Raw genomic sequence first — 17,085 nt, 5'->3', positions numbered from 1 at the left:
GGGCTCCCCGGAGGACAGTCGAACTCGTGAAGCCGACGGGCAGCCCGCCATGTCGCAGACGAATCAGTGCCCCAGGCAGCATCAGGGAGTGCGTGCTGGACCAGCCAAACGTCGATGGCCGCGAGCGGAGCATGGTCTGTGCAGACCCACAGCCGCACCCTCGATGCGGTTTCGGAGGTCTCGGTCTCAGGTCGAGCCCGTAGGGCACTTCAGCATCCAGGTCGCATTCGGCCAAGTGGAGGCCTGTGCCCGAGGCTGCGGGCCGGACCGCGGGAGTTCCAGGCGTTGGAAGGCCCCGACGGGCACCCGTTTCTGACCTGAACCGCGCGCCCTGCTCAGGTCCGAGCCGCCCGAGCCCTCCGCAAGCCGGGCGCATCGGCCTGAGGCTCGTCCGGGCGCAGCAGCTCCCGGAGCCGGATGCGAGCGCGCTGATATCGACCTCGGGCGGTCGATTCCTTGACTCCGAGGATCTCAGCGGCCTGCGGCAGCGTGAATCCGTCCCAGAGGATCAGGCGCACGAGCTCACCTTGATTGGCCGGCAGACGGTCGAGCGCCTCACGCACTTCGATCGCTGCAGGGTCGGCGGCCTCGGGTTGCGCCTCGAGTTGCTGGCGCAGCCTCAGGTTCAGATCCGTGCGCCGGACCGACCCGCGGGCCGCGTTCGCCAGGAGTCGCCGCGCGACCCCGAAGAGCCACATCCGCGCCTGCTCGGGGTCTGAGGGCATGCGGTCGATGCGTCGCCACGCGACGACGAACGTCTCGCTCAGCAGATCAGCGGCGTCGGCCGGGACACTCACCCGCCTCCCGAAGTAGCTGAGCAGATCAGCCGCGTTCGCATCATGGAGCGCCTCGAGCGTCGCCTCCCGGCTATCGCGCCCCCGCCTGCGGATCACTCGCCACTCCCGGGCGTGCTGGCCTCGCACTGACCCGCCATCTCGAGCGACACTCCACCATCGAGGTAGCCGGCATCCTCGAACACGCGCAGCATCTCATCGCCCATGAGCGAGCTCGCGACGACGCCGCGGTCCACGTCTGGGACGTCCGCCGACTCTCCTCCCCCGGCTCCGATTCGCTCCTCCGAGGCTTGGCGTTCGTCCTGCTCCGCTACAAGCGCGGCTTCGACGTCTTCTGGAGCGATCGACGCGACAACCGGACCCCAGTCATAGTCGGCCAGGAACTCGCGCGCCGTCTCGGTGCGCTCATCCACTTCGGCGTCTGGCAGCCCGCCTCCGTACTCGGGGACGACGCGCGCGACAACCGTGCAGAGACCGAGATCACTGCCCGCGTCGAGCTCGAACGTGCGCTGCGCGGCGGCATCCGGGACCCACCCGACCCAACTCAGCAGGCCCGGTCCGGCGACCGCCGCCGTCGTCCCGACGCCCAATAGCCCGACGCTCAGGAATGCGACTCCGAGACCCGCGCGCAACCGGGAGCGTCCCGGCCGCCGCTCGGCCGCGACAGCCTGCGCGAGGGCGCGCGCCTCTGCCGCGTTCGTGGTGTCAGATCCAAGCGCCGGCGGCGCAGCTCGGCGCACCAAGCCGTCGATGTCGTCCATGTCGGTCCTCCTCAGTGGTTGCCCTTCACTGTGAACATGTCCGGATGCGCCTCCTCCTTAACGTGGCATGCGAAGTTCCGTGCAGAGTTTTTCTCGAGCAACCAGTGCACGATCACGTCGGGCTCTGAGATTCAGCAGCTCGCTGAGTCGATCGACGCCGAGGTTAGCGGGGAACGACCGTCCCATGGTGGTATCGCAGGGTTGGGCCTCGTGTGTCCCAGAGCGACGCGTGCCGACTGTTCTGGTCGGGCTCGTGGATCACGTAGTTCACCAGCACGAGCTCCGCGCTCACACGATTGAAGAGCCACTCGGATGTGCGTGGGACCGGGCGGCGCTCCTCGCCAGCGAGGGCCACCACCGAATCCGCGTAGGTCCACCGACGGCCCGAGCGCCCGATCTCTGCGAAGTCTTCAGCGAGGAGTGAGGACGTCTCGGCGGAGTCCGCCCGAACGGCCGAAGAGAGCAGCGCGAGTTCAGCGTTCTTGATGTCCGCGAAGTCCTCCGTGTACGCCTCCCACATGCAACGACCCTATCGACGCAGCTGGTCGCAAACCGCATCCATGCAAGTCCCCGCAGACCCCCGCTACGTTGGTCCCAATCGTTCAGCCCGCCCGGTCCGCCGGTGTGGGCTGGATTTTTTTGTCGGAGAGGACGCCGCGCGGGTCTCACCGAACCGCCTCCGGTAGCTCGACGGGGTGCTCCCGAATGCGGCCGCGAAGTTCTGCCGCAGGGTGACGGGGCTCCCGAATCCGCAGGCCGCGGCGATCTGGTCGACGGACAGCTCGCTGGTCTCCAGGAGGGTTCGCGCCTCGTCGAGACGCCGCGAACGCACCCACGCGGCCGGCGTCGAACCCGTCTCCTCGCGGAAGGCACGCACGAAGGACCGCTCGCTGAGGTGCGCCGCTTCCGCGAGGCGCGCCACGCTGAGCTCCTCGGTGAGGTGCTCGAGCACGAACGCGCAGGCGACCGCGATCGCTCCCCCACTCGAGTCGGCGGGCACGGGCCGCTCGATGTACTGCGCCTGCCCACCTTCGCGATGAGGCGCGACGACCAGGTGGCGCGCGACGCGGTTCGCGACCGCCGACCCGAGCCGGGTGCGCACGATGTGGAGGCAGGCGTCGATACCGGATGCGGTGCCGGCCGAGGTCATGACGTCCCCATGGTCGAGGTACAGCGCGGACAGCTCCACCGAGATCTCCGGGTGGCGCCGCGCGAGCTCCTCGGTGCTCTTCCAGTGCGTCACGGCGCTGCGCCCGGCCAGCAGGCCCGCATCCGCGAGCGCGTTCGCGCCAAGGCAGAGGCCCACGATCGGCACCGCTCTCGTGTGACGTTCTTGGAGCAGCTCCGCGAGCGCGGGGCTCGGCGCGACTCCATCCTGAATCCAGGAGGGCACCACGATGAGATCAGCGTCGCGAGCACTGTCGAGCCCCTCGATGCCACCGAGCGTGTAGCCCTCCGACGTCGTCACCGAGCCTGCATCCTCGGAGAAGAGGGACGTCTGCCACGGCGCCGCCCCACTGCGCGCGACCTCGTCGAACACCAGATGCGGCACCGAGAGGTGGAACATCGAGGCCCCATCGAAGGCGTAGACCGCGATCTTCATGCGTTCCCCTTTGCTTGGCGTGAACTCATCGTAAGCGTGCATTCCTGCCAGTGGCACCACGAGTCGCGGCGGCAGAACATGGAGGCACGGCGCGTGCCGTCACCAACGTCTGGAGCAGAAGATCATGACCTCCCCTCGCAGAGCCCTCGTCCTCGTCGACGTGCAGCAGCAGTACTTCTCGGGCCCCCTCGAGATCCAGTTCCCACCGCTGGCCGAGTCCCTGCCCAACATCGCCGCCGCCATCGACGCGGTGGTCGATTCTGGAGTCCCGGTCGTGGCGGTCCAGCACACGGCCGGTGAGCAGGCGCCCGTCTTCAACCCCACGACGCCCGAGTTCGCCCTGCACCCAGAGGTGGAGCTGCGTCGGCGGCCCGAGTGGAAGAGCGTCGTCAAGCAGTACGGCTCGGTCTTCGCCGACACGGACCTGCTCCCCTGGCTGCGAGAGCAGGACATCGACACGATCACCCTCGTCGGCTACATGACCAACAACTGCATCATCGCCTCGGCCGTCGAAGCGGAGGCGCACGGGATCGTCGTCGAGGTGCTCTCGGATGCGACCGGCGCCATCAACATCGCGAACAGCGCCGGCTTCGCCCCAGCCAAGACGGTGCACACCACGCTCATGACTCTGCTGCAGTCGAACTTCGCGGCTGTCGCGACCACCCACGACTGGACGCAGGCACTCGCCGACGGCCAGCCGCTCGCGAAGGACAACCTCCCTTCATCGGCGATGTTCGGCGCAGAGCTCGCCGCGCGCGGGTAGATTTCGGTGGTGCATGCACCCAGGACGACCTCACGGCGGGCGGTGTTCCTCGACATCGACGGCACCCTGACGACGGACCTCGGCGAGGTGCCGGAGTCGGCGCACGCCGCCATCAAGGAGGCGCAGGCCAACGGGCATCTCGTGTTCCTCGCGACGGGGCGCAGCCCGCTGGAGATCGACCCGCGGGTCGAGGCGGTCGGCTTCGACGGCATGGTGGCGGGCGCCGGCGCGTACGTCCTCTACGAGGGGTCGTGGATCGTCGACAAGCATCTCAGCGAGGCGGAGGCGACCGCCCTCACGCGCGCCCTCGACGAGCTCGGCGTCGACTACAGCCTGCAGGGTCGGCACGCCATGCACACCACGGTCGGGCACCGGTCGCGGATGCGGCGCATCCTGACCCAGTTCGGGCTCACGGATCTGGAGGAGTCGGGGCTCAGGCATCACGTCATCGACTCCGGCCCACTGGAGCTCGACCGGACCGCGAAGGTCGCGTTCAGCAGCGACGACCTGACGACGTTCGACCGGGTTCAGGCTCGACTCGGCACCGAGTACGCGATCGTCGGCGGCACCATGCCCGGCCTCGGCACGGGCGGCGGCGAGATCTCCATGCTCGGGGTGCACAAGGCTGCGGCCATCGAGGCGCTGCTGCCCTCAGTCGGCCTCGGCATCGAGGATGCGATCGCCGTCGGCGACAGTGGCAACGACCTCGAGATGCTGCTCGCCTGCGGTGTCGGCGTGGCAATGGGGAACGCGACGCCCGCTGCCAAGGAAGCCGCGGACTTCGTCACCTCGTCCGTCGGTGACGACGGCCTGCACGCAGCGTTCGTGCGCCTCGGCCTCATCGAGGCAGCTAGCTAGCTGAGTCGAGCACTTCCCGCAGCTTGGCTGCGAACGCTTCCGGCTGGCCCGCGTATCCGAATTCGCCACCCATGAACCCACCGTGGTGACTGGGGAAGACCGTCGCTTCCTGTCCGAGTCGCTCCGCGACCCCGATCGCGGTGCGGCCCGTGTACACCTTGAGCGACTCTTTGCCGACGGCGATGACGATGCGGGTCGGGGATGCGCGGAGCGCCTCGAAGTCGGGCTCGTAGAGGGGCACGGCCCAGGAGCGGTCGGAGAGCAGGGGGTCGCCCCGCTCGCCGTCGTCCTCGCTCGGCATGCCGAACGCGGCAGGGTCAGGGGCTGGGCGCGCGAGGTACTCCTCGGTGATCTCTCCCTCCCAGGAGGTCAGGGCGACGAACCCGGCCATGCCGGCGCCCCATCCCCGCTCGTCGTAGGTGCGCGTGTACGCGATCCGCGCGCGGTGCACGGCCTCCGCATCCGCGAGCACGCAGTCGCTCGGGGGCTCGTGCGCGACCAGGGTCGCGACGTCGTGCGGGAACGCGGCGACCAGCTCGAGGGCACTCACCGCGCCTCCGCTGCTCGCGAGCATGTCCACGGGGCCGGTCCCGAGCGCCCCGATGAGAGCGTGCAGATCTTGCGCCTGCGTGTGCGGGTCATTCTCGACCAGACCGTCTTTGCGGATGCTGCGGCCGAGCCCGCGCGGGTCGTACGTCACGACCGTGCGATCGTCGAACAGCGGCACCTGCGCCTGGAACCCGCTCGCGTCCATCGGCTGGCCGATCATGACGAGCGGCGGGCGGCCGTCCGCCGTCGGCAGCGGCCCGTGGACGTCGTAGACAAGGTCGACATCCGGGAGCTCGAGCGTGTGCTGCGCCATCGATGGCCTCTTCCTCGAAACGATCTCCCTGCATCGTAGGACGCTGTCCCGCTCCGCACCAGATATCGCGGGGGGCAAGACAGTCGTGCGAGAGCCACTGAAGCGGGCGACAGCGCTGGAGTCGCGGCGGATCAGTACAGCTCGAGAGCGAGTTCCTGCGCGAGCTCCATGCTCCGCCAGCGCGCAGGCGAGAAGTCGTACGGCATCATCTGCACGGCCTCGACGAGACTCGTCGACCCGCGCGTCGCACCGACCTCGGCCGTGGCGTCGGCGTCGGCGTCGGCGACGGCGACGGCGACGGGAGCTGGATGCAACTCCTCCCAGGCGTCGAACCTGTCGTTGTCGGCCTGCGCCAGGCCGGAACTCTCGATGACCCCGTTGAGCTTGGCCTCGAAAGCGGCCCGTTCGGCGGCCACCTCTGCCACGCGGGGGTCGTCGACGGCGACCGTGTCGTCGAGCGCCTCTTCGGCGGCGTCGACCCGGTCGGACGATTCCCGCAGATCCGGGTGGGTGGCGAGGGCGATGAATCGCGACGCCTGGACGGATGCGCCGAGCTCGCCGAAGATCCGCTCGGTCACGAGCAAGGCGTCCAGGTCGTCCTGCCGCAGAGCCCCGTCCGGTAGGTCAGCGAAGCGGTCGCTCACGACATCGGAGAGCAGCCCCAACCTGCTGCCCTGCGCGCGCATGCGCTGCACGGCCATCCGCTGCCGCTCGAGATCGGCCTGCCGGACGACGAGGGACTCCTCCAGCCGCTCCAGGATGCGCGCGACGTCATCGCCGTCGCCGCCGCCGCCGCCGTCGCCGTCGGCGTCGGCGTCGGCGTCGGCGGAGTCGGCCGCGCCCGCGCCCGCGAAGGCGTCCCGGATGTCATCGAGGGCGATGCCGGCCTCAGCCATCCGGCGGATCCACAGCAGTTGAATCATCTCGTCGTAGCCGTAGCGGCGGCGGTCGTCGCTCCCCCGCTCGGGCTCCGGGAGCAGGCCGATCTGGTGGTAGTGGCGAATCGCGCGCGGCGTGGTGCCGACGAACTCGGCGGCGCCGCCGATCGTGACCTGGCGCGGCGGGATGAACGACGAGAACATGTGCGGCCTTCCTCTGGGCGGGCGGGAGTGCATCCACTGCACCACATGACGCTACGGAAGCTGCAAGTCCGAGCTCGAGGTGACGGACCATCGTGCCGTAGGCGACGGGTCTAGAATGAGAACTGTTCTGGTGTTATGGTGTTTATGTACAGTGGAGTTCGCATGCGGAAAGTACTGATCTCAACAAGCGCCTCGGCGCCCATCTACGAACAGATCAAGACGCAGGTACGGTCGGCGATCCTGTCCGGAGACGTGGCGGCAGGCGAGACGTTGCCGTCATTGCGCCAGCTTGCTGCAGATCTCCGAGTGAGTGTCATCACGGTGACACGCGCCTACAACGACCTCGTCCACGAGGGCCTGGTCCGCAACGAGCACGGCCGCGGATTCGTCGTGCTGGAGGTCGACCCCACGATCGCCTCCGGAGCCCTGGAGCAGCGAGTGGCCGCCGCACTGCAGGAGCTGCTCATCGCGGCCCGAAGCGCCCACCTCGACATCGACGACATGCACCGACGCCTCGATGAGGCTTGGAGGAACAATGACTGACGACGCAGCGCAGATCACGGACCTGCGCATCACCCGCCCCGACTTCACGGTCGAGGACATCTCATTCACCATCCCACGCGGCTCGGTGGTCGGACTCGTCGGCCCGAACGGCGCCGGAAAAACCACGATCATCCGCTCCCTGCTGGGCCTGATCACCCCCGATGCGGGACACATCGAGGTGCTTGGCGGCCCCGCCGGCGCGAGCGCAGCCCTCGCGAAGACGGGCATCGTGCTGGACCGACCGACGGCTGCCGAAGACTGGCGCGTTACCTCGCTCGGCCGCAGGCTCGCGCCGTTCTACCCGAGGTGGGACCACACCCGCTTCGCGCAGCTGCTCGAGCAGTTCAGCATCCCGCAGAAGCGACGAGTCGGTGAGCTCTCGCGAGGCCAGGGCGTGAAGCTCGCACTCTCGTGCGCGCTGGCCCAGCGACCCGAACTCCTCATCCTCGACGAGCCCTCGAGCGGCCTCGACCCGGCATCACGCCGAGAGATCACCGACGTGATCCGCGAGTTCATGGTCGACCCGCAGCACGCGGTGCTGTTCTCGACGCACATCACGACCGACCTCGACGAGCTCGCCGACGACCTCATCGTGCTCGTGGGCGGGCGCATCGCGCACCGCGGCCCGCTCCCCGACGTCAAGGAGAGCTTCGCCATCGCGCGCGGCACGGGAACGGTACCCGCGAGCGCCCTCGGCCCCCAGCACACCGGCCAGGGATGGTCCGCGCTCATCCGCGTGGACGACTCCCCGCTGTACGGACCTGAGGTCGTGATCGACGAGGCGACCATCGACGACATCATCATCCACCTGAACGCCGCGCACGAGGAGGCAACAGCATGACGCTCGCATTCACTCGCTTCGACCTGATGTCATGGGCCGTCAAGAAGCAGACACTCCTGCTGCTCGCGTTCATCGCCCTCGTCGGCATCGTGCTCCCGGTACCGGGAATGGCGATCGCCGCATCCGCGCTCGTCACCTCACTCATCCTGTCCGCCCCATTCCTGGGCGATGAACGCGATCGACTCGACACGCTCTACGGAGTGCTCCCGATCTCGCGGAGCTCAGTCGTCGTCGGCCGCGCGGTCGCAGTGCTCCTGTACGGCCTCGCCGCCGTCGCCGTCGCGACCGTCGTGACCTTCGTCATGGCGTTGGTGCGCAACCGCGAGCTCGCGCCAGAGCTCCTCATCGTGAGCTACGCGGCGGCGTTCGCGATCGTCGGCCTGGCGGTCGGCGTGCAGCTCCCCGTGCTCTTCCGCGTCGGCTACACCCGCGGACGCTTCATGGTCTACGCGCCGGTGATCGTCATCGCGGGTGGAGCGTGGGTGGGCCAGGCCGCCGGCATCCTCGGCGACCAGACGTTCTCCGCACTGCCCCTCGAGGGTGTCGTCGCCGCGTGTGCCGCCATCGGCGTCATCGGCATCACCGTCGGCACGGGCCTCGCTGTGCGGTTCTACCGAGCGCGCGAACTGCGCTGACCCCGGCTCGCGCCACACACCATGCATTGCAATACCTTGCATTGCAAAGTAAAGTGCAATGCATGACAACCTCAGTCGGTGCGCAACTTCGCAAGGGTGTCGTCGAGTACTGCGCCCTCGGGCTCCTCCAACAGGGGCCCATGTACGGGTGGCTGATCTCAGAACGACTGGTCTCCCTCGGGCTCATCGGCAGCATCGGAACGCTCTACCCGTTGATGACTCGCCTGCGGGAGCGTGGGCTGATCGCCGCGCACGCCGACGACTCCGACTCGGCGCGCCCACGGAAGTACTACGCGCTCACCAGCCAAGGGCATGCCGAGCTGGAGCAGTTCCGATCCCAGTGGGCACCGTTCGCCTCCGCCGTGGAGGAAGTCACCCAACCACGCACGACCACGACCACGACCACGACCGACAGCATCGGCTCGCGCGATCAGACGGAAGCAGGAGACCAATGAAGCCCTTCGAATCGCAGAACGAAGTCGCAGGCAGCTATCTGAAGGAACTCCAGACCGCGCTCCGCGACGGGGCACCCCAGGTCAGGGACGAAGTGCTCAACGACATCGCGGACACGCTCCGCGGACTCGACGTCCACGAGACCCGAGTTCGCATCCGGGAGCTCGGGGCGCCAGGCACGATCGCCGCCGACGCCATGGCGGAGACGGCGTCGCTCGAAGACACCGGGCCGAGCCGCGCGTACCCGATCATCACGTCCGTCGCCCTCATTGTCGGCTGGTACCTGGTGCCGGTCCTCGGCTGGGTGGCCGGCCTCATCATGGTCGGCGCGAGCCAGCACTGGTCGTCGCGCGTGCGCAGGAACGGCATCCTCGCGTCCGTGGCCGTCATCGTCGTCTCGACGATCGGGCTTTTCGCGTTCCGAGGGACAGACGCGTGGCTCGCCGGCGTCATCATCTTCAGCGTGCTGCCGTTCCTCGGCAACATCTTCGTCGCCGACTACCTCCGCCGCCGGTGGGCGCTGCCCGGCCAGGACCTGGTGTCGACCGCGCGATAGCCTGCCCGCATGACAGGCAGCACCTTGCGATGGGCGACCGAAGCGGATGCGCGCAGTGTCGCGGTCGTGCATGTCGACTCGTGGCGGGCCGCGTACGCGGGCCTCATCCCCGCGGAGGTGCTGGCTGGCCTGAGCGTCGAGCAACGCTCAGAAGGCTGGAAGCGCTGGATCGCCGCATCGTCGCGCGGGGAGACCACGGACCTCGGCGCCGCGCAGCCGCACCGACTGCTCGTTGCCGAGGAAGGTGAGCGCATCGTCGGCTGGGTCGCGTTCGGACCCGGGAGAGACGCCGGTGAGGGTCACCGCGGTGAGCTCGGCGGCTTGTACGTGCATCCGGACCATTGGTCGACGGGGGTCGGCGCATCGCTCATCGGTCACGCCGAGACGGAACTCCGCGCGGCCGGGCACACGGATGCCTACGCGTGGGTCCTGTCGGGCAAGCAGCGCGCGATCGGCTTCTACGAGCGTCAGGGTTGGCTCGCGGACGGCGCCAGCAAGGTCGCGGATGAGGGCGGCGCACGCGCGCTCGTCGAGCTCCGGCACACGAAGCCCCTGCCCCCTGCCGTAGGGCGCGCCTCGAACCGCGGCCCGAGCGCTCTCGCCGGAGGCCCAGGCCGTCACCGGCCGAGCCCGCCCCGTTTAGCTCCGCCACCGCCGTTCAACTAAGATCCTTGCTCGGAATTGCAAGCCCTGCCACGGGGTCGCCTGACGCCTCGTGCCGACCGAGCAAGGAGCCGGCCGTGCAGTCGCCCGAATCGAAACTCACCCCGAGCAGCTACGGCGCGGTCCGCCGGACGAGCAAGGGAGACAAGCCTCCTCGGGTCACGCAGAGCTATAGCACCGTGTCGAAGGCGATCCGCCAGCAGGGGCTCCTCGATCGCACGCTCGGGTTCTACGGTGCACTCGCCGCGGGTCTCCTCGTCGCCCTCGCTGCCGCGATCGCCGGGTTCCTTCTGCTCGGTGACAGCTGGTTCCAGCTGTTCATCGCGGCGGCGCTCGGGGTCATCTTCACCCAGTTCGCGTTCCTCGCGCACGAAGCATCCCACCGTCAGGTCCTCACCTCGGGCAGGGCGAACGACCGTCTCGGCCGGTTCCTCGCCGCCGGCATCGTCGGCATGAGCTACAGCTGGTGGATGACGAAGCACACGCGTCACCACGCCAACCCCAACAAGAAGGGGAAGGACCCGGACATCGACTTCGACACGATCTCGTTCACGGAGGAGTCGGCTCGCGAGCAGCGTGGCCTGCTGGCGATGATCACTCGCAAGCAGGGGTACCTGTTCTTCCCGCTGCTGACGTTCGAGGGGTACAACCTCCACTATCGGTCGATCAGGTCGCTGTTCGCGCGCGAGAAGATCACCGGCCGGTGGGTGGAGTTGACGATGATCGCGGTCCGTTTCGCGATCTACCTCGGCGCGATCTTCTGGATGCTCCCGCTCGGTTTGGCGGTCGCGTTCATCGCGGTGCAGATGGCGGTCTTCGGCGTCTACATGGGGGCGTCGTTCGCCCCCAACCACAAGGGCATGCCGCTCATCCCCGCCGACGTGAAGCTCGACTTCTTCAGCAGGCAGGTGCTCACCTCGCGCAACATCCGAGGCGGCTGGTGGGCCAGCGCGCTCATGGGCGGGCTCAACTACCAGATCGAGCACCATCTCTTCCCGAGCATGCCCAGACCGCACCTTGCGCGCGCCCGCGAGATAATCCGCGACTACTGCGAAGCGCAGGACGTGCCGTACACCGAGACCTCGCTGCTGGAGTCGTACCGCATCGTGATCGAGTACCTCAACCGAGTCGGGCTGCAGGCTCGCGACCCGTTCGACTGCCCCGTCGCTGGCGACTTCCGGCGGCGGTAGGGAGGCCACGCGGGCCGATCTCGCGCGGGGCTCGACACCGTCGCCTGTCGCTACTCCATCTCCGGCTTCGCCTCGTCCGCCCGCTCCGCGAGACGACCAGCGATCCACACACTCAGCAGGGCGAGCGCGGCGGTGGCCCCGAACACCGCGAGGAACGCGGGCGTCGTGGCGCCGAGCCGCGCGACCACTGCCCCGCCGAGGCCGGCGATGACGGCCGTCGCGAGGGTCTGCGCGAGCTGCAGGCTCGCGCTGATGCTCCCCGCGGCCGAGGTCGGCGTGGCCGACATGGTCGCCGCCGTCGACGCGTTGAAGGCGATGCCCATCCCGACGCCCGCGATGGCCCAGCCGATGACCGCCCACCCGGGCCAGACCGCGGGGAGCGCGACGGCCGCCCCCATGAGCAGCTGGCCGCCGAGCAGCACGAGCATCCCGAGCCTTGTCGAGCGCGAGCGTCGCCCAGGTCGGGCGGCGTCGATCCGCGCCTGCACAAACGAACCGACGGTCCAGGCGAGCGCGCCTGCGGCCAGCCCGAGGCCTGCGATCGTGACATCGAGGCCGTGGATGCGCGTGAGGCCGAGCGGCAGGAACGCCTCGGACCCGAAGTACACGCCGCACAGGATGAACCGCACGACGACTCCGGCTGGCGCGCCACGGCGCGCGCGGAAGGAGCCCTTGGGAAGGGTGCGGTGCAAGCCCACCCCGGCGCCCACGGCCCCCACGACGATGAGCGCGAGCATCAGCGGGAGCGCGTCGACCTCGAGGCCGAAGAGCGCAGCTCCTGTCCCGGCCGCAAGGAGGACGGAGAACCAGACGGGCGCGGAGAACAACGTTCCGCCCTTTTCTCTCGGACGCGCAGAAACTCGACGCGCACCCGGCAGGACGAGGGGAAGCAGGAGGAGCGTGATCGGCGCGATCGTCCAGAACACGACCCTCCAGTCGAGCACCGCCGTGAGCACGCCCGCGAAGACGGGCCCGAGAAGCGAGGGGATCGTCCACGCCGACGACAGGAACGCGAACATGACGGCCTGGAGCCGGGGCGGATACGCGAGTCCGACCAGGCTGTACGCGTAGGCCATGATGGCGCCGACCCCGAACCCCTGAAGCGCTCGGGCGGCTACGAACATGCCCCACCCGGGGGCGAGGCCAGCGAGCAGACAGCCGAGTGCGAAGACCAGGCTGCCGGCCACGACCGACCGCGCCGGGCCTCTTTGATCGATGTCCCTCCCGGCGACGACGGTGCCGACGATGCTCGCGAGCATGAGCGCTGAGAGTCCCCAGCCGTACCCGCTCAGGCCACCCAGCTCTTCGGCGACGGCCGGGAGGACGGTCGCGACCCCGAGGGACTCGAACGCGACCGCGCCGACGCTCACGAGTATCCCGATCGTGAACCCCCGCAGCCGGGGCGAGAAGACGCCTCCGGCTTCGCCTTCCGCGCGCACTCCTGCTCGTGCCGTCGAGCCCGATCCTTCGTGTTGCATGCCGACTCCTCTTCATTACATTCCACTCCGGAACGTAATGAATGTAGGGTACGGTGAGGTCATGCCGCAACCAGAGCCGCACGCCGAACCCCGGGCCCGATCGACGCCGCATGGGCGTCCCCGCGACACGACGATCGACGCCCGTGCGACCGAGGCGGTCATCAGTCTGCTCGACACCGGTCAGTACCGCGCACTCACCATGGAGAACGTCGCGGCCGCAGCCGGCACGAGCAAGCCGGCGCTTCGGCGGCGCTGGAAGAGCCTGCCGGGCATCGTCGTGCACACGCTCATCTCGGTGCTCGGAACGACGCCGACCCCGGATACCGGCTGCGTGCACTGCGACCTCGTCAGCGGCATCTCGAACATCGCCGACGGGTTCGGCAACTCCCCCATCACTCGTGCGCTCCCCGGGCTCCTCGCCGACCTCGAGGCAGACCCAGAGCTCCGCGAGCTGTTCCTCCGCGAGTACTTCGAGGCTCGCCGTGCCACCACCAGGACAGTCCTGGAGCACGCCATCGAGCGAGGAGACCTGAGAGCAGACCTCGATATGGAGCTCACCCTCGACCTACTGGCGGCCCCGCTCTACTACCGAGCGTTCTTCGGCCACCAGCCGATTGACGCGAAGCTCGCCGAGCGCACGGTGCTCAGCGTTCTGACCGGCATCGCCGCCCCTGCCTGGCGCGAGCAGCACCACTCATAGGCCTGCCACCCAGCAGTACCGCCCCAAGGCGTCGATCCCCCACCCAGACGCCGCGGAACAACCCCAACCAACCCCAACCGCCTGGAACCTACTACTCCCTGTTCGCGGTGACAACGATCCCGTCCTCGTCTGCGTAGACGTGCTCGCCCGGCTTGAACACCACTCCCCCGAAGTTCAGCGTGACGTCGACGACGCCCACGCCTTCCTTCCGGCTCTTGCGCGGATTCGACCCGATTGCTTTAACGCCGAGGTCGAGGGCCGCGAGCTGGCGAACGTCACGCACGCATCCGTTGACGATCACCCCGCTCCACCCGTTCGACAGTGCGAGCTCCGCGATCATGTCGCCGAGCAGGGCGACATGGAGCGAGCCGGCACCGTCGACCACGAGCACTTCACCGTCACTTCTGTTCGAGAGCGCGGCCCGTACGGATGAGTTGTCTTCGTAGCAGCGCACGGTGCGTATCGGACCGCGGAACCTGGCGCGTCCACCGAAGTCGCGCATAGGGGCGTCGCACGAGCGGACGTCGTCACCGTAGAGATCGGCGAGGTCGCAGGTGCCGGACAGCGCCTGGTCGAACCGCACTTGAGAGAAGGGGAGCGGCCCCGGCTCTGCATAGGCGGTCACGAGGCGAGCGCGAAGACGATGGACGCGAGGATCGCGGCAATGGTGCCGAGGAGCGTCTTGAGCACGGTCCACGTCGCGAGGGTCTGCGGCACGGTCATGCCGAGCATCCTGCCGATAAGCCAGAAGCTGGCGTCATTCACCAGCGGCAGGACAGCCGAACCACCGGCCATGACGAGCACCAGCGCTGCAGACTGGATCGGGTTGAGCCCCGCTGTCGCGATGGAGGCGCCGAGGATACCGGCCGCGGTCGTGATGGCGATGGTGGTGCCGCCGAGGGCGATGCGCATGATGGCGGTGATGAAGAACACAGCGACGACAAGTGGAAGCCCGGTGTTCTGCAGCGACTCCGCGAGTGCCTCACCGATACCACTGGCCAGGATGACCGCACCGAACATGCCGCCGGCGCCCGTGACGAGCAGCACGGAGGAGATCGGCTTGAGCGCCTTGTCGAGCATGTCCTCGATGAGGACTCGCGTGCGGCCCAGACGGGTTCCGAGAACGTAGCAGGACGCGAGGACGGTCAGGAGCAGTGCAATCGGGATGGAGCCGATGAGCTGCATCGCCTGCACCCAGGTCGCGTCGCCGTCGAGCGCGCCGGTGCGGACCAGGGTGGTGCTGAGCGTGTTGGCGAGGATGAGGACAAGCGGCAGGAGCAGGAGCCCGATCAGGGCGGGGATGCTCGGTCCGGTCTTGACGCGAGTCACGAGCTGCGTCTGCACAGTGCCGGTCGCGGTGCTCGAGAGCGTTCCGCCTCCCCTGGGGTCCTCATCGGAGCCTTGCGCGGGAAGGTCGACCTGCGGGCCGCCAGCGATGAAGTCCGGGATGGGCAGAACGAGGCGCTTGCCGATCCAGCTGCCGTAGAGATACCCACTGAGGTACCAGGTGGGGATCGCGATGACCAGACCGAGGAGCGTGACGAGACCGATGTCAGCACCGAGCAGCACACCGGCCGCGACGACCCCGGGGTGCGGCGGCATGAGGACATGCATGACCGAGAGGGCCGCGGCTGGGGGCAGGACATAAAGGAGCATGCTGCCACCGAGGCGTCGTGCGACCGCGAAGAAGATGGGCAGCATCACCATGAAGGCCGCATCGAAGAAGATCGGGAACCCGAAGAAGAGGCAGGCGATGCCAAGCGCGAGCGGGGCCCGCTTCTCTCCGAGCCTGGCGATGAGAGCGTCGGAGAGCTTCTGCGTGCCACCGCTCGCCTCGATCATTCGAGCGAACATGACGCCGAAGGCGATGAGCAGCGCGATCTCACCCAGCGTCTCACCGAAGCCGCCGAGGATGACATCCATGATGTCGCCGACGGGGATCCTGGTCGCGATGGCCGTGCCGACGCTCACGATCACCAGGGCGAGCAGCGCGTGCATCTTGCCCACAAGGATCAGGAGCAGGAGGACTGCCACCGCTCCCGCACAGATCAGCAACAAGGGAGCAGTGCCCAATTGTACGAAGTCCAGTTCCACGTCTCATCCCATCGTCATTGGTGGTTCGAACCTCGGAACTTTGGTACTAACCATTGCTTTGATACCAACTTGCGAGGCGATGAGAACTCTACGCTGAGGTCACCGAATCGCGCAACGCCGAAAACCGAGACACGAGCGCATTGAGCTCCCACGTCGCCCGATTGGGCGCGAGTGCCGACCCCCCCCCCTTCAGGAGAGAGTGCGGCCGCGATCGAGCAGGCGATCGCTGTCGCGGGTCTTCGCCCGCCGCACCGTCGTCAGGTGCTGTCGGAGGTACGTCTGCGCAGCTTCCTGCTCGCCCATGAGCAGAAGATCGATGAGCTCGATGTGCTCACCGCAGAGCTCGAACGCCCGCTCACGATTGACGGCCTGCCGGTACTCGACGAGTCGGCGCAGCTTGTTCACTCGGACGACGCTGTCGATGATGAGCGCATTGTTGCTGCACCTGGCGACCGCCTCGTGCACCTTCGAGTTGAGGTCGAAGAGCTCCGGTGCCGAGATGGTCGCGAGCCCGCCGCTCCGCAGGCCAACCTGCTCATCGCGGCGGGCAAGCAGGAGGTCCCGGTCGACCGAGAACGTGGGCTCCATGATCGCATCCGGCTCGACCAGGAGCCGGAACCGGAAGCTGTCGACATACGACTGCATGGTGGTGAAGACCGGGAGGAACTCCCAGCCGCGACCGGGGAGCGGCGCAATCCACCCCTCGGCCGTGATGCGCAGGAGAACTTCGGCGACCTGGGGGCGGGTGAGCGCATACCGACGCATGAGCAGCGCTTCCGTGACTCGCTCTGGGAGCGCTTCATCAAGGCGGTCCTCAGCGATGCGCAGATAGGCCGCCTCGACCGAGTGCGGAGATGCAGCAGACTCGGCAGGGGCTTGAAGCGCCAAGGGAGCGACCTCGTACCGCCCCGTCTCGGTCTTGCGAAGCGCCCCGGACCCGCAGAGCTGCGTGAACGCCTTGCGAACAGGTGACCGCGACACCCGGAGACGCTCAGCCATAGCCCGCTCGGTGATGCGGTCCCCCACGGACAACCCGTCATCTCGGATGACGGCGAGCACCTGGGGCGCAAGCTGTGCGGCGAGATTACCCTCGGGCCCAGCTTCTTCGCGGTGCTCCATTGCGACCCCCTTCTGGTGTCACCACCACTTGTCCTGCCGGTCAAGGGTATCCATCTCCGACCACCCCATCTATAGTTGGCACGAATTCGC

General features: G+C 68.2%; 20 protein-coding genes. 10 read left to right on the top strand and 10 right to left on the bottom strand.

Features of this window, described 5'->3' with window-relative positions; genetic code table 11:
- Positions 1-335 precede the first annotated feature (335 nt).
- From HDC34_RS15720 to HDC34_RS15705, 4 genes are all read right to left on the bottom strand, one after another.
- The gene (locus HDC34_RS15720) at positions 336-893 is read right to left on the bottom strand and encodes a sigma-70 family RNA polymerase sigma factor (RefSeq protein WP_308807374.1); all 558 of its coding nucleotides are present in this window, start codon (positions 891-893) and stop codon (positions 336-338) included.
- Complete coding sequence (locus tag HDC34_RS15715; protein WP_179557714.1) at positions 890-1,555, bottom strand: hypothetical protein; 666 nt, start codon at positions 1,553-1,555, stop codon at positions 890-892. Before HDC34_RS15715 ends, HDC34_RS15720 begins: the two co-directional genes overlap by 4 nt.
- Before the next feature lie 163 nt (positions 1,556-1,718).
- On the bottom strand, positions 1,719-2,075 hold the full coding sequence (locus tag HDC34_RS15710; RefSeq protein ID WP_179557713.1) for a nuclear transport factor 2 family protein: 357 nt from the start codon (positions 2,073-2,075) through the stop codon (positions 1,719-1,721).
- A 63-nt stretch (positions 2,076-2,138) separates the two neighbouring features.
- Entirely contained in the window at positions 2,139-3,158 is a 1,020-nt protein-coding gene (locus tag HDC34_RS15705; protein ID WP_179557712.1) for a GlxA family transcriptional regulator, read from the bottom strand.
- A gap of 124 nt (positions 3,159-3,282) precedes the next feature.
- Between HDC34_RS15705 and HDC34_RS15700 the strand changes: the two genes are divergently transcribed.
- Positions 3,283-3,921: an isochorismatase family protein gene (locus tag HDC34_RS15700; RefSeq protein ID WP_179557711.1), complete on the top strand. Its 639-nt coding sequence runs from the start codon at positions 3,283-3,285 to the stop codon at positions 3,919-3,921.
- A gap of 9 nt (positions 3,922-3,930) precedes the next feature.
- Positions 3,931-4,779 carry an HAD family hydrolase gene (locus tag HDC34_RS15695; protein WP_179557710.1) on the top strand — a complete coding sequence of 283 codons (849 nt, stop codon included), beginning with the start codon at positions 3,931-3,933 and terminating at the stop codon, positions 4,777-4,779.
- Here HDC34_RS15695 and HDC34_RS15690 read toward each other — a convergent pair.
- Complete coding sequence (locus tag HDC34_RS15690; protein ID WP_179557709.1) at positions 4,772-5,641, bottom strand: alpha/beta fold hydrolase; 870 nt, start codon at positions 5,639-5,641, stop codon at positions 4,772-4,774. The two genes, HDC34_RS15695 and HDC34_RS15690, sit on opposite strands and share 8 nt — an antisense overlap.
- A 131-nt stretch (positions 5,642-5,772) precedes the next feature.
- Positions 5,773-6,723: a MerR family transcriptional regulator gene (locus HDC34_RS15685; protein ID WP_179557708.1), complete on the bottom strand. Its 951-nt coding sequence runs from the start codon at positions 6,721-6,723 to the stop codon at positions 5,773-5,775.
- Positions 6,724-6,885: 162 nt separating this feature from the next.
- Here HDC34_RS15685 and HDC34_RS15680 point away from each other — a divergent pair, with 162 nt between their 5' ends.
- The 7 genes from HDC34_RS15680 to HDC34_RS15650 all read left to right on the top strand — a co-directional run bounded on the left by HDC34_RS15680 (position 6,886) and on the right by HDC34_RS15650 (position 11,604).
- Entirely contained in the window at positions 6,886-7,266 is a 381-nt protein-coding gene (locus HDC34_RS15680; protein ID WP_179557707.1) for a GntR family transcriptional regulator, read from the top strand.
- On the top strand, positions 7,259-8,107 hold the full coding sequence (locus tag HDC34_RS15675; protein ID WP_179557706.1) for an ABC transporter ATP-binding protein: 849 nt from the start codon (positions 7,259-7,261) through the stop codon (positions 8,105-8,107). Before HDC34_RS15680 ends, HDC34_RS15675 begins: the two co-directional genes overlap by 8 nt.
- On the top strand, positions 8,104-8,742 hold the full coding sequence (locus tag HDC34_RS15670; protein ID WP_104310635.1) for an ABC-2 transporter permease: 639 nt from the start codon (positions 8,104-8,106) through the stop codon (positions 8,740-8,742). Before HDC34_RS15675 ends, HDC34_RS15670 begins: the two co-directional genes overlap by 4 nt.
- A 62-nt stretch (positions 8,743-8,804) precedes the next feature.
- Complete coding sequence (locus HDC34_RS15665; protein WP_179557705.1) at positions 8,805-9,197, top strand: PadR family transcriptional regulator; 393 nt, start codon at positions 8,805-8,807, stop codon at positions 9,195-9,197.
- Positions 9,194-9,751 carry a hypothetical protein gene (locus HDC34_RS15660; RefSeq protein WP_179557704.1) on the top strand — a complete coding sequence of 186 codons (558 nt, stop codon included), beginning with the start codon at positions 9,194-9,196 and terminating at the stop codon, positions 9,749-9,751. Before HDC34_RS15665 ends, HDC34_RS15660 begins: the two co-directional genes overlap by 4 nt.
- A gap of 9 nt (positions 9,752-9,760) precedes the next feature.
- Positions 9,761-10,417 (top strand): GNAT family N-acetyltransferase, encoded by a 657-nt coding sequence (locus HDC34_RS15655; RefSeq protein ID WP_179557703.1) that lies wholly within the window; start codon positions 9,761-9,763, stop codon positions 10,415-10,417.
- A 74-nt stretch (positions 10,418-10,491) separates the two neighbouring features.
- Positions 10,492-11,604 carry an acyl-CoA desaturase gene (locus HDC34_RS15650; protein WP_179557702.1) on the top strand — a complete coding sequence of 371 codons (1,113 nt, stop codon included), beginning with the start codon at positions 10,492-10,494 and terminating at the stop codon, positions 11,602-11,604.
- A gap of 50 nt (positions 11,605-11,654) precedes the next feature.
- On the opposite strand, the gene HDC34_RS15645 is transcribed toward HDC34_RS15650, so the two are convergent.
- Complete coding sequence (locus HDC34_RS15645) at positions 11,655-13,082, bottom strand: MFS transporter (RefSeq protein WP_179557701.1); 1,428 nt, start codon at positions 13,080-13,082, stop codon at positions 11,655-11,657.
- Between the two features lie 61 nt (positions 13,083-13,143).
- Here HDC34_RS15645 and HDC34_RS15640 point away from each other — a divergent pair, with 61 nt between their 5' ends.
- Entirely contained in the window at positions 13,144-13,782 is a 639-nt protein-coding gene (locus tag HDC34_RS15640; protein WP_179557700.1) for a TetR/AcrR family transcriptional regulator, read from the top strand.
- 91 nt (positions 13,783-13,873) lie between these two features.
- Here the strand turns inward: HDC34_RS15640 and rraA are convergent, their stop codons facing one another.
- The 3 genes from rraA to HDC34_RS15625 form a co-directional block, all read right to left on the bottom strand.
- Entirely contained in the window at positions 13,874-14,407 is a 534-nt protein-coding gene (gene rraA / locus HDC34_RS15635; RefSeq protein ID WP_374757247.1) for a ribonuclease E activity regulator RraA, read from the bottom strand.
- Positions 14,404-15,876, bottom strand: coding sequence for a GntP family permease (locus HDC34_RS15630; RefSeq protein WP_179557699.1), 1,473 nt, complete (start codon positions 15,874-15,876; stop codon positions 14,404-14,406). Before HDC34_RS15630 ends, rraA begins: the two co-directional genes overlap by 4 nt.
- Positions 15,877-16,065: 189 nt before the next feature.
- Complete coding sequence (locus HDC34_RS15625; protein ID WP_179557698.1) at positions 16,066-16,995, bottom strand: GntR family transcriptional regulator; 930 nt, start codon at positions 16,993-16,995, stop codon at positions 16,066-16,068.
- Between the last annotated feature and the right edge of the window lie 90 nt (positions 16,996-17,085).

The organism is Pseudoclavibacter sp. JAI123, assembly GCF_013409665.1.
GTDB lineage: Bacteria > Actinomycetota > Actinomycetes > Actinomycetales > Microbacteriaceae > Pseudoclavibacter.
The sequence above is the reverse complement of the archived record's forward strand: the minus strand, read 5'-3'. Positions and strand labels throughout refer to the sequence as shown.

What these genes read in the sequence shown, in the direction of transcription:
- HDC34_RS15715 (WP_179557714.1), bottom strand. Translation starts at nt 1,555, where the DNA reads ATGGACGACATCGACGGCTTGGTGCGCCGAGCTGCGCCGCCGGCGCTT.
- HDC34_RS15710 (WP_179557713.1), bottom strand. Translation starts at nt 2,075, where the DNA reads ATGTGGGAGGCGTACACGGAGGACTTCGCGGACATCAAGAACGCTGAA.
- HDC34_RS15705 (WP_179557712.1), bottom strand. Translation starts at nt 3,158, where the DNA reads ATGAAGATCGCGGTCTACGCCTTCGATGGGGCCTCGATGTTCCACCTC.
- HDC34_RS15700 (WP_179557711.1), top strand. Translation starts at nt 3,283, where the DNA reads ATGACCTCCCCTCGCAGAGCCCTCGTCCTCGTCGACGTGCAGCAGCAG.
- HDC34_RS15690 (WP_179557709.1), bottom strand. Translation starts at nt 5,641, where the DNA reads ATGGCGCAGCACACGCTCGAGCTCCCGGATGTCGACCTTGTCTACGAC.
- HDC34_RS15685 (WP_179557708.1), bottom strand. Translation starts at nt 6,723, where the DNA reads ATGTTCTCGTCGTTCATCCCGCCGCGCCAGGTCACGATCGGCGGCGCC.
- HDC34_RS15680 (WP_179557707.1), top strand. Translation starts at nt 6,886, where the DNA reads ATGCGGAAAGTACTGATCTCAACAAGCGCCTCGGCGCCCATCTACGAA.
- HDC34_RS15675 (WP_179557706.1), top strand. Translation starts at nt 7,259, where the DNA reads ATGACTGACGACGCAGCGCAGATCACGGACCTGCGCATCACCCGCCCC.
- HDC34_RS15670 (WP_104310635.1), top strand. Translation starts at nt 8,104, where the DNA reads ATGACGCTCGCATTCACTCGCTTCGACCTGATGTCATGGGCCGTCAAG.
- HDC34_RS15665 (WP_179557705.1), top strand. Translation starts at nt 8,805, where the DNA reads ATGACAACCTCAGTCGGTGCGCAACTTCGCAAGGGTGTCGTCGAGTAC.
- HDC34_RS15660 (WP_179557704.1), top strand. Translation starts at nt 9,194, where the DNA reads ATGAAGCCCTTCGAATCGCAGAACGAAGTCGCAGGCAGCTATCTGAAG.
- HDC34_RS15655 (WP_179557703.1), top strand. Translation starts at nt 9,761, where the DNA reads ATGACAGGCAGCACCTTGCGATGGGCGACCGAAGCGGATGCGCGCAGT.
- HDC34_RS15645 (WP_179557701.1), bottom strand. Translation starts at nt 13,082, where the DNA reads ATGCAACACGAAGGATCGGGCTCGACGGCACGAGCAGGAGTGCGCGCG.
- HDC34_RS15640 (WP_179557700.1), top strand. Translation starts at nt 13,144, where the DNA reads ATGCCGCAACCAGAGCCGCACGCCGAACCCCGGGCCCGATCGACGCCG.
- HDC34_RS15625 (WP_179557698.1), bottom strand. Translation starts at nt 16,995, where the DNA reads ATGGAGCACCGCGAAGAAGCTGGGCCCGAGGGTAATCTCGCCGCACAG.